Origin of the sequence: Pseudaestuariivita rosea, from assembly GCF_017592335.1 — a bacterium.
Taxonomy (GTDB): Bacteria; Pseudomonadota; Alphaproteobacteria; order Rhodobacterales; family Rhodobacteraceae; genus Parasulfitobacter; species Parasulfitobacter rosea.
In genome coordinates, this window is sequence record NZ_JACNMP010000009.1 from 88,457 (window position 1) to 102,616 (window position 14,160).

At 53.9% G+C, this 14,160-nt stretch carries 13 protein-coding genes; all 13 read right to left on the reverse strand.

Annotated elements, in window-relative coordinates; translation table 11 throughout:
• Positions 1 to 26 precede the first annotated feature (26 nt).
• The gene (locus H7848_RS08435) at positions 27 to 1,013 is read right to left on the reverse strand and encodes an ABC transporter permease (RefSeq protein ID WP_208350067.1); all 987 of its coding nucleotides are present in this window, start codon (positions 1,011 to 1,013) and stop codon (positions 27 to 29) included.
• A complete protein-coding gene (locus H7848_RS08440; RefSeq protein WP_208350069.1) occupies positions 1,010 to 2,017 on the reverse strand; it encodes an ABC transporter permease in 1,008 nt (335 codons plus the stop codon). Before H7848_RS08440 ends, H7848_RS08435 begins: the two co-directional genes overlap by 4 nt.
• Positions 2,010 to 3,524: a sugar ABC transporter ATP-binding protein gene (locus H7848_RS08445; RefSeq protein WP_208350072.1), complete on the reverse strand. Its 1,515-nt coding sequence runs from the start codon at positions 3,522 to 3,524 to the stop codon at positions 2,010 to 2,012. The genes H7848_RS08440 and H7848_RS08445 overlap by 8 nt, the downstream gene beginning before the upstream one ends.
• Positions 3,525 to 3,596: 72 nt before the next feature.
• Positions 3,597 to 4,583, reverse strand: coding sequence for a substrate-binding domain-containing protein (locus H7848_RS08450; RefSeq protein WP_208350074.1), 987 nt, complete (start codon positions 4,581 to 4,583; stop codon positions 3,597 to 3,599).
• 196 nt (positions 4,584 to 4,779) lie between these two features.
• Positions 4,780 to 5,547 (reverse strand): amino acid ABC transporter ATP-binding protein, encoded by a 768-nt coding sequence (locus H7848_RS08455; protein WP_208350077.1) that lies wholly within the window; start codon positions 5,545 to 5,547, stop codon positions 4,780 to 4,782.
• Positions 5,548 to 5,562: 15 nt separating this feature from the next.
• The gene (locus tag H7848_RS19800) at positions 5,563 to 7,104 is read right to left on the reverse strand and encodes an amino acid ABC transporter permease (protein WP_237072661.1); all 1,542 of its coding nucleotides are present in this window, start codon (positions 7,102 to 7,104) and stop codon (positions 5,563 to 5,565) included.
• A gap of 1 nt (position 7,105) precedes the next feature.
• Positions 7,106 to 8,626: an amino acid ABC transporter permease gene (locus H7848_RS08465; RefSeq protein WP_208350081.1), complete on the reverse strand. Its 1,521-nt coding sequence runs from the start codon at positions 8,624 to 8,626 to the stop codon at positions 7,106 to 7,108.
• Between the two features lie 120 nt (positions 8,627 to 8,746).
• Positions 8,747 to 9,763, reverse strand: coding sequence for an amino acid ABC transporter substrate-binding protein (locus tag H7848_RS08470; RefSeq protein ID WP_208350084.1), 1,017 nt, complete (start codon positions 9,761 to 9,763; stop codon positions 8,747 to 8,749).
• 219 nt (positions 9,764 to 9,982) lie between these two features.
• Complete coding sequence (locus tag H7848_RS08475) at positions 9,983 to 10,693, reverse strand: ATP12 family chaperone protein (protein ID WP_208350086.1); 711 nt, start codon at positions 10,691 to 10,693, stop codon at positions 9,983 to 9,985.
• The gene (locus H7848_RS08480) at positions 10,690 to 11,367 is read right to left on the reverse strand and encodes an HAD-IA family hydrolase (protein WP_208350088.1); all 678 of its coding nucleotides are present in this window, start codon (positions 11,365 to 11,367) and stop codon (positions 10,690 to 10,692) included. The genes H7848_RS08475 and H7848_RS08480 overlap by 4 nt, the downstream gene beginning before the upstream one ends.
• Positions 11,367 to 12,410 (reverse strand): RluA family pseudouridine synthase, encoded by a 1,044-nt coding sequence (locus H7848_RS08485; RefSeq protein WP_208350090.1) that lies wholly within the window; start codon positions 12,408 to 12,410, stop codon positions 11,367 to 11,369. Before H7848_RS08485 ends, H7848_RS08480 begins: the two co-directional genes overlap by 1 nt.
• A complete protein-coding gene (gene crcB, locus H7848_RS08490) occupies positions 12,407 to 12,784 on the reverse strand; it encodes a fluoride efflux transporter CrcB (RefSeq protein WP_208350092.1) in 378 nt (125 codons plus the stop codon). Before crcB ends, H7848_RS08485 begins: the two co-directional genes overlap by 4 nt.
• A 32-nt stretch (positions 12,785 to 12,816) precedes the next feature.
• Positions 12,817 to 14,124, reverse strand: coding sequence for a replication-associated recombination protein A (locus H7848_RS08495; RefSeq protein WP_208350093.1), 1,308 nt, complete (start codon positions 14,122 to 14,124; stop codon positions 12,817 to 12,819).
• Positions 14,125 to 14,160: the final 36 nt, after the last annotated feature.

Here is a 14,160-nt window from a genome sequence, read left to right on the forward strand (position 1 = left end):
GCTGGTATGTACGCCGAACCCTTCCATCACATGATCCCCCATTTTCGTGTGCGCGCCAGCCACGAAACCAGCCACCGCAAAGCCATGACGCCAATCAGGAACAAGCCCCAGACAGCGATCGACAGAAACTGATTGGCGCCCAATAAATTCAAGCCCGAGGACAGGACCTGTAATATCACAAGCGCGATCACAACTGGCAACACGCGACCGAAGCCGCCAAAGGGGTCAATGCCGCCCAGGAAACACGCCAGAACCGTCACCAGCAACAACGCCTCACCATGACCGACACGAACCGAATTGAACTGCGCTGCCATTACGATGCCAGCCACAGCGCATATCGCGCCCGAGATTGTGTAGATCAGCGTCAAAGTGCGTTTGGTCGGTATGCCGGAATACTCGGCCGCCTTGATATTTGACCCGATCATGTAGACCGAAAAACCATGGCGCGTGCGCTTTAGCATGATATGCCACAGGATTGCTGCCGCCAGAAATATGATCAACGGTACTGGGATACCCAATAGCGTACCGTATCCGATGGTGTTCATGAAATCGGGAAAGCCGGATACGTCGCCGCCACGTGTCAGAAATTCACCCACGCCGCGCAGGAAAATCATCATCGCCAGTGAAACGAGAATGGGGTGGGCGCCGACATAAGCGATCACAAGCCCCATGATCAGGCCAGACAACGCGCCGACGATAATGGCCGCGACGACACCAAGTGCGAATGCGCCATAGCCGGCCTCGACCCCACCAAAGGCAATCAGAATCCAGGCCAAGGTCAGCCCCGACAGGTTCGCCTGAAAAACAATGGCCAGGTTCAAACCGCCAGACAGGATCGGCACGAGCATCGCCAACGTCAATAATCCCAAAACAGGCAACTGCGACGCCATCGAGCCAAAATTGGCCCCGGTCAGAAACCGTGGACTGGCGAATGAGAAAACAGCGATAATCAGAACCAAAACCGCAATCAGTGGTAATGTCTCGGGGCCTAGATGACGTTGTAGCTGCTTCATTTCGCGGCCTCTTGCAGTACGGCCCGCCTTGACGGTCGAATGTCGAATGAAAGGTTTGAGGATGAGATCGCGATTAGGATCGCCGCCCCGATGATCATGTTGAAAGCAAAGGGTGAGATGCCCAATAAATTCAGACCATTCTGTGTAATGGCCACGAACATGACCCCCAAAATACAGCCCAAGATCGACCCGCGCCCGCCACCCAGACGCGCACCACCCAGAACGACGGCAGCCAGAACCTCAAGCTCTCGGCCGTAAAGAGCATTTGGGACGACCTCTTTCACGATATTGACCTGCATCAGCCCGCCGATACCGGCCATCATACCCATCCATCCAAAGGCCAGGGCCTGCATCAATGCGATATTCACACCCGCCCGACGGGCCGCTTCGGGATTGTCGCCAAAGGCATAAAGCTGACGCCCTAGGTTCGTAAACCGGATCAAAATCCACGTCACCAGAACACAAGCAACCATGACACCCACGGCCAGATTAAGTTCAGACCAGACACCGCTTGCGGATTGATGTTCAAATATGAAAATCCGATCCGTCCACCAGTCTGGCAACAGATAAACCGACCGACCACTACTGAAAAACATCAAAAGGCCAAAAAACGCGTTAAAGGTCGCAATGGTTATGACGATCGAGATAACTCGAAATCCATGGATCAGAACCGCATTGATCAGGCCAAGCCCGATGCCGATGACACCGCAAACAACAAAGCCAAGAAACCAGTTGCCGCCACCCATCAATCCGAAAACATAAACGGCAAGATATTGCACGACAGAAGCGGCAACAGCAAAACTGATGTCGATCCCGCCTGCAATCAGCACAACCAGCAGCCCGACAGCCCAGATCAGATTGACGGCATTGTTGTTCAGCAGCGACGTCAGATTCGCCAGCGTCAGAAAGCTGTCGGTACTTAGGCTTAAGCCAACGAACATCAGGATTATGACGAACAGCAGACGACCCTCGACCGTTCCTAATTCGCGAAGCACCCTAGGCATAGATTTGCACCTCTAACGCATCGACCGAGGTCTGTCTTGGGTCATATTCATTGACAATCCGGCCACCGTTCATGTGCAAAATACGATCCGAGTTGAACAGCACCTCGGTGACCTCATCGGAAATCAGCAAGATCGCCAGCCCATTTTCGGCCAAATGCCGTATAATACGAAAGATGCCAGCACGCGCACCGACATCGACGCCGACCGTAGGACTATCGAGGATCAGAAGCTGCGGTTCCGTTGCCAGCCACTTGGCCAGAACCACCCGTTGCTGGTTTCCCCCTGACAGTGTCGATACGGCATCATCTGGATCACCGATCTTGATCGACAATTCATTGATCCAGTGCCGGACCATCTGACCTTGCTTATCAGGTGACAAAAGACCGATCTGGTTCAGCAAGGACTTCAGAACTGAAATTGAGCTGTTATCCGAGATTGACTGCGGCTGGATCAAGCCAAGTGACAGCCTGTCTTCAGACACATAGGCGATGCCCAGATCAATGGCTTGCCGGATCGACTGCGGCTTTATCTGGCGACCTTGCAGGTAAATTGCGCCCTGATCCGGCTTGGTCATACCGATCAGACTATGTGCCAGTTCAGTTCGGCCTGAACCGATCAACCCTGTTAATCCAAGAATTTCGCCAGCGCGAATTGTGAATGAGATATTTTCGAATTCACCGTGTCTGGTCAGATTTTCTACGGCCAACACGGGTTTTGCGGCACTGCGATCACGGGCAGCAACCGTTTGCTGCAAAGACGCACCTGTCATCAGCTCGGTCAGGCGTGCCTGGGTCATGCCTTCGGTCGGGAAAACCCCCACCATCTTTCCGTCACGCAACACGGTCACACGCGACGAAATCTCTAGAACTTCAGCCAGCCTGTGGCTGACGAAAACCACAGCAACCCCTTGGGCCGACAGATTGCGCACAATCTCAAGCAGGTGATCTGTTTCCGACTGTGTCAGCGATGCGTTGGGTTCATCCATGAAGATCAGTCTTGCGTCACCCATCAGCGCGCGGGCAATCGCCACGATCTGGCGTTGGGCGATAGGTAAGGTATTCAGAGGTGCATCCAGATCAAGCTGAACACCAAGTCGGTCCAGAATGGATTTCACCTGATCCAGCCTGCTGCCGACCCGAACAAAGCGGGGCAGATTACCAACCATCTGATCAAATGCGATATTTTCGGCCACCGACATATGCGGAAATAACGCCAGATCCTGCCAGATCACGGCGATGCCCATAGCGCGGGACTGCTTGGGGGACATCGACCTGATGGATTGGCCAAAGCATTTGATATCCGCGCTTGGCTCGGGCGTGTAAACACCGGTCACGATCTTGATCAAAGTGCTTTTACCGCAACCATTTTCGCCGGCAAGACAATGCACTTCACCTTCACGGACCTCGAATGACACATCGTCAAGGGCCCGAACACCACCGAAAGTCTTTGAGACCGAAAACATCTGCAGCACATAGGGCGTACCGGCATCTTGCGCGCTGGATTGCATGAAGAAATGAACCTGTCTGAATATGTTCTGTGTATGGATCGCGCCCGCGAATGCAGGCGCGATCCCTATAGCCTACAAACCTTTTGCGGCCAGTTCGTCGACGGTATCGGTGTTGATTTCCAGTAGGTTATCCGTGATGATATTACGTGTCTCAACATCCGGGCTGACAACACCTAGGCCTTCAATTTCAGTGCCCTCGGTGATCTCTTCACCATTCGCCAGCATATGGCCCAGCGTGACAAAAACACGGCCCGCTTCGGCGGGGTTCCACATATAGCCCCCCGAAATCACACCGTCTTTCAGCATGGCGCGCCCCTGACCGGGTGAGAATGGACCAAGTACGTGAATTTCACCGCCCTTTCGGCGTTCCTCAACAGCGCGTCCGGCACCGATAGGCCCCTGACTGCCAAAGGCCAGAAAACCCTTCAGATCTGGATGGGCGGCGATCAGGTCCAAGGCGGTGGATCGGCTGTCATCGACGCTTTCCGCCACGCCATACCGTTCGCCAACCAATTCGATTTCAGGATGGTTTTCCTGCATGTATGCAATAGCTGCGTCGGCCCAGGCGTTATGCAGCGGTACGGTCAGCGACCCGACATAGACGGCGTATTTGCCCGGCCCGTCTATTTTTTCAGCCAGAAGCCGCGCGTGCGCTTCGCCAAACCCGTCTGATGACGCCAGTTCGAAGTTCCAGTCGACATTTTGCAGTCCGGGTCCCTCGTGCGCGATCACCTTGATGCCCGCGGCCCGTGCTTTAGCCAGAACGGGTTCCAGCGCCGCCTCGTCATTGGGTACGACACCGATGATATCGACACCCTTGGCGATCAGGTCCTCAATCGCGCGGACCTGCAATGCGGGGTCTGCTGAGGTCGGGCCAATCATCTCGGCCTCAACACCCAATTCAGCGGCGCGTTCCTTGATGCCCTCTTCCATCGCATTGAACCACGGAATACCACCGATCTTGACAACGACACCCATGCTCGTCGTTTCAGCCGCAGTTGTCATGGCCATGGCTGCAGACATGGCGATACCTGTCGCAAACGTTTTGAATGCTTTCATAATTTTCCTCCCAGTTTTCAGCACCGTATAACCGGTCTAGCTGACGATCGTGCTGTTCTTTTAACGATGATTCTGATTTGCACAATCGATGGTGCAAAGTATCCCAGACGATCCTGACGTCAAGACAATTGCGGATCAGAAATGACAAAAGCCGACGCAAGATGCACCGGCTTTCAAAACTGAGTATCCGAAGTTATCAGTGACCTAGGATCTGACTTAGGAACAGTTTGGTACGATCCGACTGCGGGTTGTTGAAAAACTCTTCAGGTTCGTTTTGCTCGACGATCTGACCCGCATCCATGAAAATCACACGGTTGGCGACCTGACGTGCAAAACCCATTTCGTGGGTCACACACAGCATCGTCATGCCCTCTTCTGCCAGTTCGATCATCGTATCCAGAACTTCCTTGATCATTTCGGGGTCAAGGGCCGATGTCGGTTCGTCAAACAACATAATCCGCGGGCGCATGCACAGCGATCGTGCAATGGCCACACGTTGTTGCTGGCCGCCCGACAACTGACCTGGATATTTGTCAGCCTGTTCCGGGATTTTGACCTTCTCCAGAAAATGCATCGCAGTCTCTTCCGCCTCTTTCCGCGGTGTCTTGCGCACCCAGATCGGGGCCAGCGTACAGTTTTCCAGAATGGTCAGATGCGGGAACAGGTTAAAGTGTTGAAACACCATCCCGACCTCAGACCGGATTTTGTCAATGTTCTTCAAATCAGACGACAAACGTGTACCATCCACTTCGATCCGACCCGCCTGATGTTCTTCCAGTGCGTTGATGCACCGGATCAATGTCGATTTCCCCGACCCGGATGGCCCGCAGATCACGATACGTTCACCGCGATAGACTGTCAGATTGATATCACGCAGAACATGGAACGTACCGTACCATTTGTTCATCTGATCGATTGAGATTGCCACCTCATCCGAGACTTTCATTTTTGCAGCTTGGGTCATTTTATCAGCCCTCTTTTAGCGGTGGCCGGTCTGAAGCTTACGCTCCAACCATTGCGAATATTGCGAGATTGCATAGCAGATGACAAAAAACAGAAGTGCGGCAAAGCCGAACAACTCCCAATAGACCCCATTCCAGTCGGTCGAAGCCAGGATGGGTCCGCGGATCAATCCAACCAGGTCAAACATAGAGATAATCGACACAAGCGTGGTGTCTTTGAACAAGCCCACAGCCACATTCACGATTCCAGGAATCGAGATTTTCAATGCCTGGGGAAGGATGATCAAACGCATGGCTTGTGCGTATTCCAAGCCCAAGCTATCCGCTGCTTCATACTGACCGCGCGGTAAAGCTGCCAAACCACCGCGCACTACCTCGGCGATATAGGCCGAGGCAAAAAGTGTAATCATGATCATGACACGTATAATCAAATCCGGATTGGATTCGGGTGGCAGGAAGTATGCAAGAACGACATTTGCAACGAAAAGAAGTGTAATCAGTGGTACACCACGGATAAACTCGATGAAAATTACACAAACCCACTTGATCAGCGGCAGATTAGACTGCCGCCCGAGTGCAAGCAGGATGCCAAGTGGCAAAGACAGTGAAACACACACGGTTCCCAAGATCATATTCAACATGAAACCGCCTAATTCGCGACTTGGCACAGACGCAAGGGACACCGACGATATCGTCGACAAACCCTCAACCACATGAGCATTCAGCGGAAAGATATTCATCAGCCATGGATAGTTCTGCTCCATAACCGTCACCCACGGCAGTGCATTCTCAGCGCGCTGCCATCCCAAGAACGCCAGACTATTTCGACCAAACTCGGCTGCGTTGATAAGCATGGCGATGGGATCAAACAACAAAAGGATCAGAACAGCCAGAAAGCTGAGCGCACCTAAAAAGAATGAGCGGTTCACAACAAAACTGTAAGCAAAATATGCGATAGCAAGACTGGCAAGAATTGTGACGGGAACCCAGAGCGATCCACCCCAAACCAGCCAGAACGCTGCAAACGGGTAAATGGCCGTTGTGATCAACATCTTTCTGGGTAACTCGGAAAACAAGACAGGTGCGATGGCAACAAATAGCAACACAAAGGCCAGAACCGGCCGCCAATAGCCAAAGAAGAACTCCTGGAAGAAATTGGTGTTTTCGCGGACCCCTCCGGGTGTAACCAGATCAGCCACCGGTACGCCGGTCATTGTGCTCAGAAAAAACAGATCACGCGGATAAGCCGCCCCAAACAACAGTTGGTGCCAGCGATCCGTAATAACAGAAAAACACGCCCCTGTTTTACCCCCAAGCACTTCACGGCAGTTTGTCAGGCTATCAGCCCCCCAAACCCCGTTCCATATCCAAGGCACAACAAAGATTGACAGCCGAATGATAAAATAAAGCGCAACGATGGTCAGGATACCACTCAGCACGTTTGGAAACAGGTTTTCCCGTACCCATTTGATCACCCCACCTTCGGTATCTGGCGGTAAGGATGGGGGGATTTCAGTGTTGCGGACGAAGGCTACGGATTGCGCATGGGTATCTGACATCCTACCGCTCCTTCAGCTTGACGGAATTGTTGTAGATATTCATGAACAGCGAAATGCTGAGGCTGATCGTCAGATAGAAGATCATCAGCAATAAAACAGATTCGATCGCACGACCTGTCTGGTTCTGGGTGATGCCACCCAACGTGCCTGTCACATCCATATAGCCGACCGCAATCGCCAGAGACGAGTTCTTGGTCAGGTTCAGATATTGTGAAATCAGCGGTGGTATGATCACCCGCAGCGCCTGGGGTAAAATCACCAGGTTCATGATACGGCCCGGACGCAACCCAAGCGACGCTGCTGCTTCTGTCTGACCCTTGCTGATGGCCTGAATGCCGGCACGGACGTTTTCCGCGATGAAAGCGCCTGTGTAGATTGCCAAAGCAAACCAAAGCGCGATCAACGATCCACGGATTGTTAAGCCACCCGCGAAGTTAAAGCCGCGCAACGCCGGGTAATCCAGATATGCCCCTAAAAGATAGAATATCAGTATCAGCGGCACGAAGACTACACCAAGCCGCCAATACCATACCGTTGGACGTTCGCCGGTCTGTTCCTGCGTTTTATCCGCCCAGTCCCGGATCAGCCGCGATACGTAAAGCCCCAGAAGAAGAACCAGCAATATGACGATCAGATTTAGGCTGAGCGAAAATCGCAGTGACGTTGCAGGCTGTGAACCATTCACATTCAAAAACAACGAATAAACGATGACAAACGGTGTGAATGCAATGATTGCATAAACCAAAAGCCGCACAAATGCGGGCAACAATGCAAAAACCTCAACGTTGTTTGCTTTGATATATTTACCGGCTTGAATAGCAGCGTAGATCCCCCCGCCCAAAGCGAAAAGCACAAGCCAGACGGTTACATTGATATTAAACAGGCCAAAAAAGCTGAAACGTGTGGGGTCATCGAACACAGGCGGTATGATCGGGATGCTTTCGAACCCATTCGAAAATTGCACCCACGGGATATAGACGCCGCGGTTCGTTATCGCGATTGCATCAAATAGCATTGATGCAGACGGATCATCGCCCCTGAATGCACTTGGCGGCGGCGTCGCCGCGATCATTATGAAAAAAATGATCAGAATCCAGATCAGAACAGGCACGTTGCGGAAGGCTTCGACATAAACGGCCATCAGCTTTGCAACCAGCCAGTTGTTAGACAAACGCAAAACACCTGCGAACACACCAAATATCGTCGCAGTAACGCACCCCAATGCGGCAACAATCAATGTGTTGATGATCCCGATCAGAGAGGCCCGCAGATGGCTGTCGTTATTTGAATACTCCAGGGGACGCTGATTGATATCATAGCCCGCGGGATTGCCTAAGAAGTCAAATGACAAAGTCAGACCTCGCTGTTCAAGGTTGGTGACCAGGTTTCGACCCAATAGGGAAATACAAAAAATTATGGCCAGTAGTGCAATGAACTGAAAGGTATAAGCACGATAACGCGTGTCGTTGATCAACATCGACAAACGAAACGACTCCGGCTGTGGGTCCGTCAGTGTCGTCATAAGTATCCCTGCAATTGGTCTGAGTTGTCCCCTGGCGGATTTTTCCGCTCTTGTGGCTCAGGTCTTTATTTTAATGGAAAGAGGGCGCAGATGATGAACTGCGCCCTCTTCAAGATCAGCTTAACGGAAGGGTGGCGAATAGATCAGACCACCTTCGGTCCATTGTGCATTCAGACCGCGAGCCAGACCAATCGGTGTATTTTCACCAATGTTCTTTTCAAAGATCTCGCCGTAGTTGCCGTTTGCCATAATAGCATTTTTCGCCCAGTCCGCTTCCAGACCAAGCATTTCGCCCAGATTGCCTTCGGATCCCAACAGACGGTTCACCTCTGGGTTTTCTGTTCCTTCAGCCAGTTCTGCAACATTGGCCGATGTCACGCCCAGCTCTTCGGCTGCGATCAGGGCGTTCAGCGTCCAGCGGACGACATCGCCCCATTCTGGATCACCATGACGAACCAATGGACCAAGAGGCTCTTTCGAAACGATCTCAGGCAGGATGATGTGATCATCAGGGTTTTCGAAAGTTGCCCGTGTGGCAGCCAGGCCCGATGCGTCTGTCGTGTAAACGTCACAGGCGCCTGCCAGATACTGTTGCTGTGCTTCAGCATTGGTTTCGATTGGAACGGGTTCGTATTCCAGGTTGTTCTCTTCAAAGAAGTCAGCCAGGTTCAGTTCGGTTGTCGTACCGGTCTGGATACAAACTGTAGCGCCGTTCAGCTCCTTGGCGGACGATACGCCAAGTGATGCAGGCACCATAAAGCCCTGACCATCGTAATAGTTGATGCCGATGAATTCGAACTTCAGATCCACGTCGCGTGAAAATGTCCAGGTCGTATTCCGGGCCAGCATATCGATTTCACCCGAAGCCAGCGCAGTAAAGCGTGTTTTACCGGTTGTTGGTATAAATTCGACCGCAGTCGGATCACCAAACACAGCGGCAGCAACAGCACGGCAGACTGAAACGTCGAACCCCTGCCACTGGCCATTAGCGTCTGGCGCACCGAAACCGGCAAGACCGGTGACAACACCACAGTTCAGTGTGCCGCGCGCCTTGACATCGTCAAGCGTTCCCGCAGCAGCTGCGCCGGCCACAAGACCGACGGCTGTCAGTGTGCCAAGAAAAATGGTTTTTTTCATGTTTACCTCTTCCTGATTATCCACCCCTGTCCAGGGCGGTTCATTTCCAGACCCTGTCAGTCCAGACGTGATCCGTTGAAGGGCCTCACCCCTTCGGCGTCACAACATTGGGCAAATTCATTGTCAATCGTCAAGTCCGCTTCATGGTCCGATGCATAACTTTTGAGCATTTATTTCGCTTATGCAAAAACAATCTGCCGCAACACTGTGCAATTGGGATCAATTCTGCGTCAAATTGTAAAAACGATGGGCATGCAGGAAGGCGTTGCGTTTGTTTTGGGCAGTTTCGGCGGCTTCTTCATCAACGCCCCATTGTTCGATCTGCCAGTCTTCATCGATTCTTGACAGCTGCCAAAGGGCCGACGGATCGAAATGATCATGCGTTGCAGCCAGTCCAATAACAACCGATCCGGTCAGGCTGACCAGATCGTGAACTGCCGTCAGCGCAAAATCGTCGAAGGAATGCACCTTATCTGACAGTACCCTGATCGCATCGGGTGGCTGGGTGTGATACATGACCCCGCTAACAGGCTGCAAACGCGCACCATAGGTTTCTGCGGCCCAATCCAGCAGTGGGTCCCAGCCATTCATTTGCCGGTCAATCAGACCCACTGGTTCAGCCGCGCGGTAGCACAGCAAATCCGTTTCCGCATAGGCTGCGATCAGGTCGGCGACCTCTGACTTCTGACTGGCAACCTTGTCGATTGCAGCATTGGCCGACCGCGTAAACGGCATTGAAAGCGGGTCGACAAGGTCATTCTGGCGCTGCCATTCATCAGCGATAGCTTTGGCCAATGCTTCGGTCGGAACGACCAATGGGCGCTTTGCTGGTGTCTTTAGATGCCGGCCATCCAGTACGACGGTAAAGCCCGCGCCATCAGCCACAACATCAGCTGACGTCCAGAACCGTTTCTGTTTCCACTCGCTCACGCGACCCTCTTTTCAAGCGCTTCCGCCAAGGATTGATAATCGGAAACAATGGTACCTGCACCCGCCTGCCGCAGATGCTGTTCCGGGTGACAGCCCCAGGTCACACCAATTGTGTCCACCTGCGCGGCCCGCCCCATTTCCATATCAAAGCTTGTGTCGCCAATCATCACAGTCCGCTCGGCCATCGCGCCAGTTTCTGACAAAGCCGTCAGGATCATAGACGGATGGGGTTTTGAAGGATGATGATCGGCCACCTGTTCGGTTACGAAATAATCGCGCAGATCATGACCATCCAGCAGCACATCCAAACCACGGCGCGACTTTCCCGTGGCAATGCCCAACAATACATTCGGACGGTCGCGCAGATCGTCCAAAACCTGCTGAGCACCGGGATAAAGTGGCGAGGTCATCTTGATATCGCCTTCGGATCGCAGGCGGGCATAGGCGTCTTTATAAGCCTCGACCATCATCACCTGCTGCTGGTCTGATGTACCCGCCGCCAGCCGCGCCATCGCAACGGGTAACGAAAGCCCCACAATGGACAGGATCTGGCCCCGCGTCGGGACAGGCCGTTCGATTGTTTTGAACGCAATCGTCATTGCAGCAACGATATCGCCCTGACTGTCAACCAATGTTCCATCGACATCAAAAAGGATCAGGTAGGGATCCGACATCACACAATATCCTCAAACGGATCGGCGGGTACGTCAGACGGGCTCCAACCGAATGTGTCCCACGTGCGCGCCATATGATCGGGCAACGGCGCCGTCAGTGACAAACGCGCACCTGTCACGGGATGGGTCAGCGACAAAGATCGCGCGTGCAGGTGCAATTTGCGAGAGATATCCCCGCCCAGTTGCGCGCCCCATCCATCGCCCAGATTTTCCTGACCCGAACCACCGTATTTTCCATCACCAACAATAGGATGGCCCAGTTCAGCCATATGCGCGCGCAACTGATGGGTACGGCCCGTAACCGGCACCAGGGCAACCCAGGCCGCCCGTTTGGCAAGGCTGCTGAGCACGGCATAATCGGTCGTCGCATATTTTGCGCCGGGTGTGTCATCGACCTGGTCGGGGTGAATACACAGCATCTTTTCAGCCTCACCCTGTCGACCATGCCCCGGCGCCTTGACCAGACCATAACGCACCGTGCCCATATTTGGGCTGGGGACACCGGCGACGATCGCCCAATAGATCTTGCGGGTATCACGGGCGCGGAACGCTTCGGTCAACGCACCCGCCATCGCGCGGGTCCGGGCCAGCAGCAAAACACCGGATGTGTCTTTATCCAACCGGTGGACCAGCCGCGGCTTATCCTCAAACCCGAATTTCAACGCCTCTGCCATACCATCGATGTGCCGGACCTGTTTGCTGCCACCCTGCGTTGGCAGACCCGGCGGTTTGTTCAAAGCTATTAGGTGATCATCGCGGTAAATCACGCAGGACCGGATTAGTTCAGCATCAGCATCATTGACCGTAGGCTTCGGGTTTGATGTGACCTGCCCCGGTTCCGGCAATGGCGGCACGCGCACCGACTGCCCCACTACGACCCGGGTTGAGGATTTGACGCGACCACCATCGACCCGCAATTCGCCCTTGCGACACATCTTTTCGATCCGGCTTTGCGCCAGATGCGGAAAGCGTCGGCGCAACCAGCGATCCACACGCTGATCGGCCTCATCCTCGGTCACGGTCAGGGTCTGCACGCCACTCATGCAAACGCCCCCCGTCCGATCATCACGCCGACAAAAAGTGCCAGCAACGAAACTACAACCGATCCCAGGACATAGCCTGCTGCTGCGGCCATGTCGCCGCGTTCATAAAGGCTGAAAGCATCCAGCGAAAAGGCAGAAAACGTCGTGAACCCGCCCAGTAGACCAATCATGACGAAAGGACCAAGGTGGGTTGCTGCACGTTCAGCCGCATAGACGACAAATACACCCATCAGAAATGATCCAAGACCATTTACCAGCATTGTTGCCCAAGGGAAGCCGGGGCCCACGACGCGCAGCATCGCAATGCCTGTCAGATACCGGCAACCTGCACCAATCGCGCCACCGGCAGCCACTTGTATCAGGGTCATCCACATGCGCCCGTCTGTCCACGGTTAGGCCAGCGATGTCAACTCTGGCGCTTAGTGCGCAGCTTGACAAAGTAATCCAGCCGACGCTTCAGTTCACGCTCAAACCCGCGTTCCACCGGGTGATAGAACACGGGGCGCTTCATACCATCGGGAAAATAATCCTGACCCGAAAAGCCATCCTCGGCATCGTGGTCATAGTCATACCCGGCACCATATCCCTGATCTTTCATCAACGCGGTTGGCGCATTCAGGATATGCTTGGGCGGAGGATTTGAGCCGGTTTTCTTGGCGGACTTCATCGCCTCTTTATAAGCCACATAGCCCGCATTCGACTTTGGCGCCAAAGCCAGATAGGCCACAGCCTGCCCCAAGGCCAGTTCACCTTCAGGGCTGCCAAGACGTTCGTAGATCTCCCAAGCCTGCAAGCAAAGCGCCTGCGCTTGCGGGTCGGCCAGCCCGATATCCTCAATCGCCATGCGCGTGATCCGACGGGCCAGATAACGCGGGTCTTCGCCGCCGTCCAGCATCCGCGCCAGCCAATAAAGTGCTGCGTCCGGGTCCGACCCGCGCACAGATTTATGCAAGGCCGAGATCAGGTTGTAGTGTGCATCGCCTGATTTGTCATATTGTGCGGCGCGGCGCATCAATCGTGTGGTTAACGCATCTGTGTCAAGCTTGTCGGTCGCGTTCCAGGCCATGACCTGTTCAGTCAGATTTAGCAGCGCCCGTCCGTCGCCATCAGCCATATTCAACAGCGCCTCACGGGCCTGGCCTGTAAGTGGTAATGGTTTCTGCAGCTCTTTTTCCGCCCTTTGCGCCAACAGTTCAAGATGCGCGGGCGTCAACCGCTCAAGCACGATAACCTGTGCCCGGCTCAGCACCGCTGCATTCAGCTCAAAAGACGGATTTTCTGTTGTGGCCCCAACCAGAAGAATCGTTCCATCCTCCATATGAGGCAAGAAACCATCCTGCTGTGCTTTGTTGAAACGGTGGATTTCGTCGACGAACAACAGCGTCCCACGCCCTTGGGAACGGCGCAGCTTGGCGGCCTCAAACACTTTGCGCAGATCAGGAACACCGGTAAAAATAGCACTGATCTGGACGAAATGCAGGTCGGTTTCATCGGCCAGCAGACGGGCAATGGTCGTTTTACCCACGCCGGGCGGCCCCCACAGAATGATCGATGATAGCGCACCCGAAGTCAGCATCGTACCAAGCGGACCATCGGGCCCAAGCACCTTGTCCTGGCCAATGACCTCAGACAGCGCTTTGGGCCGCAGCCTATCCGCCAGGGGGCGCGGGGCGGTGTCGGGCGTTTGAGCCGCGGTATCGAAAAGATCAGCCATAGGGTATAGTTACGTCTTATGCCGCGCGGGTAAAAG